The organism is Paraclostridium benzoelyticum (assembly GCF_001006285.1).
GTDB lineage: Bacteria > Bacillota > Clostridia > Peptostreptococcales > Peptostreptococcaceae > Paraclostridium > Paraclostridium benzoelyticum.
The window spans coordinates 1-3,869 of the sequence record NZ_LBBT01000197.1; the positions used below are offsets into that span (position 1 = coordinate 1).

A 3,869-nucleotide genomic window follows, 5' to 3' on the forward strand; every position below is an offset into this window, starting at 1 on the left:
AATATAACAGACTAATTTATATCCAATAAATAAAACTCCAACTAAAAAAAATGTATTTAATGTTTGTAAAATTAATTCGTTTGTAAAATTAATCATTAAGCTCACCACCTAATAGATTATATATTGTATAATCTAAAAATTTTTATAAAAAAAAGACACTTTTTTGTGTCTTTTTAATTAACATGAATATATATATTATAATATAGTTATGTTTTCTGCTTGAAGACCTCTAGCACCTTTAACTATATTAAAGCTTACTTTTTGACCTTCTTCTAATGATTTAAACCCATCAGTTTGTATAGCTGAGAAATGAGCGAATACATCTTCTCCTCCATCTACTGTTATGAAACCAAATCCTTTTTCATTGTTAAACCATTTTACTATTCCATTTTCCATTGAAATGTACTCCTATTAACCATATCAAGACCTAATCTTGATTTACTTTTGTATCTCTACAAATATTATTATAACATATATAATTAATAATAGATAGTATTTTCTGTCAATTATAATTAAGTTCATTTATTATCAACTCTGTTTTATATTAAAGAGCTCTAATTCTTCAATAAATCATTGTAATAACCATTAGGCTTTGATCCTTTATCAAAAAAATAATAAGATCCATATTAATAAAGACCTACTTTAACTTCTTTTTTATTTTTATTCTCATCAATATTTATATTAGAAAACAAAAAAAGAAAACACTAATTACAGCTATAATTTGGATTATATGAATTAAATATTTTTTCAATTTTTTCATATATAATTCCCCTTAATATATAACAATTTAGTTATTATATAATTTTTCTTAAGTTTAATAAAGTACCTAATCTTACAGTATTTCTATAAACCATGTATACAGCTTACTCTTATACTTTATACAATTTTTATATACTACTTACACTTTAAACAAATTCAAATTGTTAGATTTAAAGATCTTTTTTGCTTATACATCTAGTAACTTATTTATAAAATATTATTTTGTTATATGTTATGATTTACTTATATATTCATTGAAAATCGTTGAAAATTAGCCATGTAAAATAATTTTGACATTATAAAATACACTGTGTAAAGGTATTTTGATAGACGAATTTAATTAAATATGACAAAATTTTGATATAAGGAGAAACATTATGGAAATTGGAAATAAATTAAAAAAATCACGACTAGAATCTAAGTTAACTCAAGAAAATGTAGCAGAAGAAATACAAGTTTCTAGACAGACTATATCAAATTGGGAAAATGAAAAATCTTACCCCGATATCATAAGTGTAATTAAACTAAGTGATTTATATAATGTTAGTCTAGATGAATTACTAAAAGGAGATTCTGAAATGATAAAACATTTGGATGAAAGCACAAATATTGTTAGTAGCAATAAAAAACTTTTAATAGCCTTTGGTATAAATATAATATTTTTTATTTTATTTATCTTTTTCAATGGCGTAATTTCAAGTAACAATTATCTTATAATAGGTGCAGCATCAATTGGAATTTTAAGTATAACATCATTATTTTACCAAATAATCAAGAAATTTTAAGGAGAGTTTGTATGAGATGGTATTTAATTGTATTGATTTTTATTTCACTCTTAGGAGCATCAACTCTTGCTTATCAGGTTTTTAAAATGACAGAACTTGATGCAAAAAGTAGAGGATTTAAGCATCCAAAAGCTTGGGGTTTTTTTGCATTAGGCGGAAATAATAGTAGTGGTTTATTATTATATTTGATAGGAAGAAAGAAATATCTGTCTAATATGAGTGATACAGATAAACAAATAATTGAATCTAGAAAAAAGAAAGCTGGAGTTTCCTTGATATTTTTTGCACTATCAACAATAGTTCTATTTGCAGTTGTTGTTTTAGAATTTTAAAGTCTATATGTTAATGAGAATAGATTCTAAAAATTACTATTGACTTTTCTTATTTATTGGACTATCATTTTTGTAAATTATTTTTTAGGAGGATTATTATGAATATACTTATTAGATTAAATTTAATACATCTACATTTCTAGAGACTTGGTCTGTTTAACCAGATACAAGTCTGTTCGCGTAGGCTTGTATCTCTAGGAGTGATAAATTAAGTGTATTTATAATTTATTAAGCCATGTGGGATATATGCCTACATGGCTTTTTTAATATTAAAAATAATTTATTCAAATAGGAGCGATATTATATGAAAAACAACTATATAAAACCAAGTATTTTACCAGGATTCATGGAGTTATTACCTAATGATCAAGCAATTTTTAACGATATAGTAAACAAAATAACAAATATATATGAAAATAATGGGTGTTTAGCAATTGATACACCTATAATAGAAAAATCAAGTGTATTACTTGCTAAAAGCGGTGGTGAAACAGAAAAACAAGTATATAGATTTGAAAAAGGGAAAAATGATTTATCTTTACGATTTGATTTAACAGTGCCTTTTGCAAGATATGTAGTACAACACTATAACGATCTAGTATTTCCTTTCAAAAAATATCAGCTAGGTAAAGTATATAGAGGCGAAAGAAATCAAAGGGGTAGATACAGAGAATTTTATCAGTTAGATATAGATGTCATTGGAAAAGATAAGCTAAGTGCCTACAATGATGCATGGGTAATTAGTTTAGCATCTAAAGCCTTTAGGTCTATTGGTTTAGACGATTATAAGTTTAAAATTAGTAATAGAAAAATATTAAAAGGAGTTTTATCTCAATTACAAATAGTCGATGTCCAAGAAGTTATAACACTGATAGATAAATACGATAAGATAGGTAAAGATAATTTTAATGATAGTTTACGTGACATTGTTGGAGATGAAAAAAGTAGTTACTTAACTAACTTACTAAACTTTAAAGGATCAAATGAAATTCTATTAGATAAGTTGATTAATTTAAACATTCAAAATGAGTTTTTCTCTGAAGGATTAGATGAATTAAAAAAAGTTGTATCTACATTGAAAATTTTAGGTGTGAAAGATAATGAATTTGAAGTTGATTTAAAGATAATTAGAGGATTGGATTATTATACAGGAAGTGTGTTTGAAACTTTCCTTATAGGTAATGAACAATTTGGATCTATTTGCTCCGGGGGTAGATATGATAATTTAGCCGAGAATTATACAAATAATATACTACCTGGAGTTGGGATATCTATTGGATTAACAAGATTATTCTTTGTTTTAAAAGAAATTGGATTCATAGATAGATATAATATAAAGTCTAGTTCTGATTATTTAATAATACCAATAGGTGATACACTTGAATATAGCGGAAAAGTTATGTCAGACTTAAATGAAAAAGGATACAACGTAAGTATTTATTTTGAAGACGATAGTTTAAAGAAAAAATTAAGTTACGCAAATAAACTAAATATAAATAATGTAATATTTATTGGGGAAAGTGAAGTTGATAATAATGAAATAAAAATTAAAAATATGATATCTGGAGAAGAAAAATTTATAAATTATAAAGATCTTTAAATCCTGATTATCTATTTTAAAAATTAAGTTTAAAAGATGTTGAATTGTGATATAATATAAATATAAAAAAGGAATTGAAGTCTATTCGCAGTAGAGTGATATTCCAAATTAATTTATTTGAAATGCTTGAATTTGATTTTTATATCAAGTTCTATACCACTCTTAGTTGGGCGACTAGAGTGGTTTTTTAATTTGTCATATATGTAATTAGTCAAAAGACCAATACATATAGTGCTTATAGCACTAACAATTATCTTTAGTTCCATACTTCTCACCTCCTTCCTTTTAGAAGTAGGCTAGAAAGTTTAATGGAACACCACTCTATAGATTTCAATTCCTGATTTTTATTATACCATAAAATGTTAAAGTATTTTTTCTATAATTTTCTTATTT

5 protein-coding genes are annotated in these 3,869 nt (G+C 24.7%); 3 read left to right on the forward strand and 2 right to left on the reverse strand.

What is annotated here, in order from left to right:
* Nucleotides 1-195: 195 nt before the first annotated feature.
* Nucleotides 196-396 carry a cold-shock protein gene (locus VN21_RS09240; protein ID WP_021428710.1) on the reverse strand — a complete coding sequence of 67 codons (201 nt, stop codon included), beginning with the start codon at nt 394-396 and terminating at the stop codon, nt 196-198.
* A gap of 740 nt (nt 397-1,136) precedes the next feature.
* Here VN21_RS09240 and VN21_RS09245 point away from each other — a divergent pair.
* The 3 genes from VN21_RS09245 (at nt 1,137) to hisS (ending at nt 3,476) form a co-directional block, all read left to right on the forward strand.
* Nucleotides 1,137-1,544, forward strand: coding sequence for a helix-turn-helix transcriptional regulator (locus VN21_RS09245; protein ID WP_046823002.1), 408 nt, complete (start codon nt 1,137-1,139; stop codon nt 1,542-1,544).
* Nucleotides 1,545-1,555: 11 nt separating this feature from the next.
* Nucleotides 1,556-1,876 (forward strand): hypothetical protein, encoded by a 321-nt coding sequence (locus VN21_RS09250; RefSeq protein ID WP_046823003.1) that lies wholly within the window; start codon nt 1,556-1,558, stop codon nt 1,874-1,876.
* A gap of 304 nt (nt 1,877-2,180) precedes the next feature.
* Nucleotides 2,181-3,476 (forward strand): histidine--tRNA ligase, encoded by a 1,296-nt coding sequence (hisS, locus tag VN21_RS09255; RefSeq protein ID WP_046823004.1) that lies wholly within the window; start codon nt 2,181-2,183, stop codon nt 3,474-3,476.
* Between the two features lie 113 nt (nt 3,477-3,589).
* Here the strand turns inward: hisS and VN21_RS18860 are convergent, their stop codons facing one another.
* Nucleotides 3,590-3,742: a hypothetical protein gene (locus VN21_RS18860; protein ID WP_156317219.1), complete on the reverse strand. Its 153-nt coding sequence runs from the start codon at nt 3,740-3,742 to the stop codon at nt 3,590-3,592.
* Nucleotides 3,743-3,869: the final 127 nt, after the last annotated feature.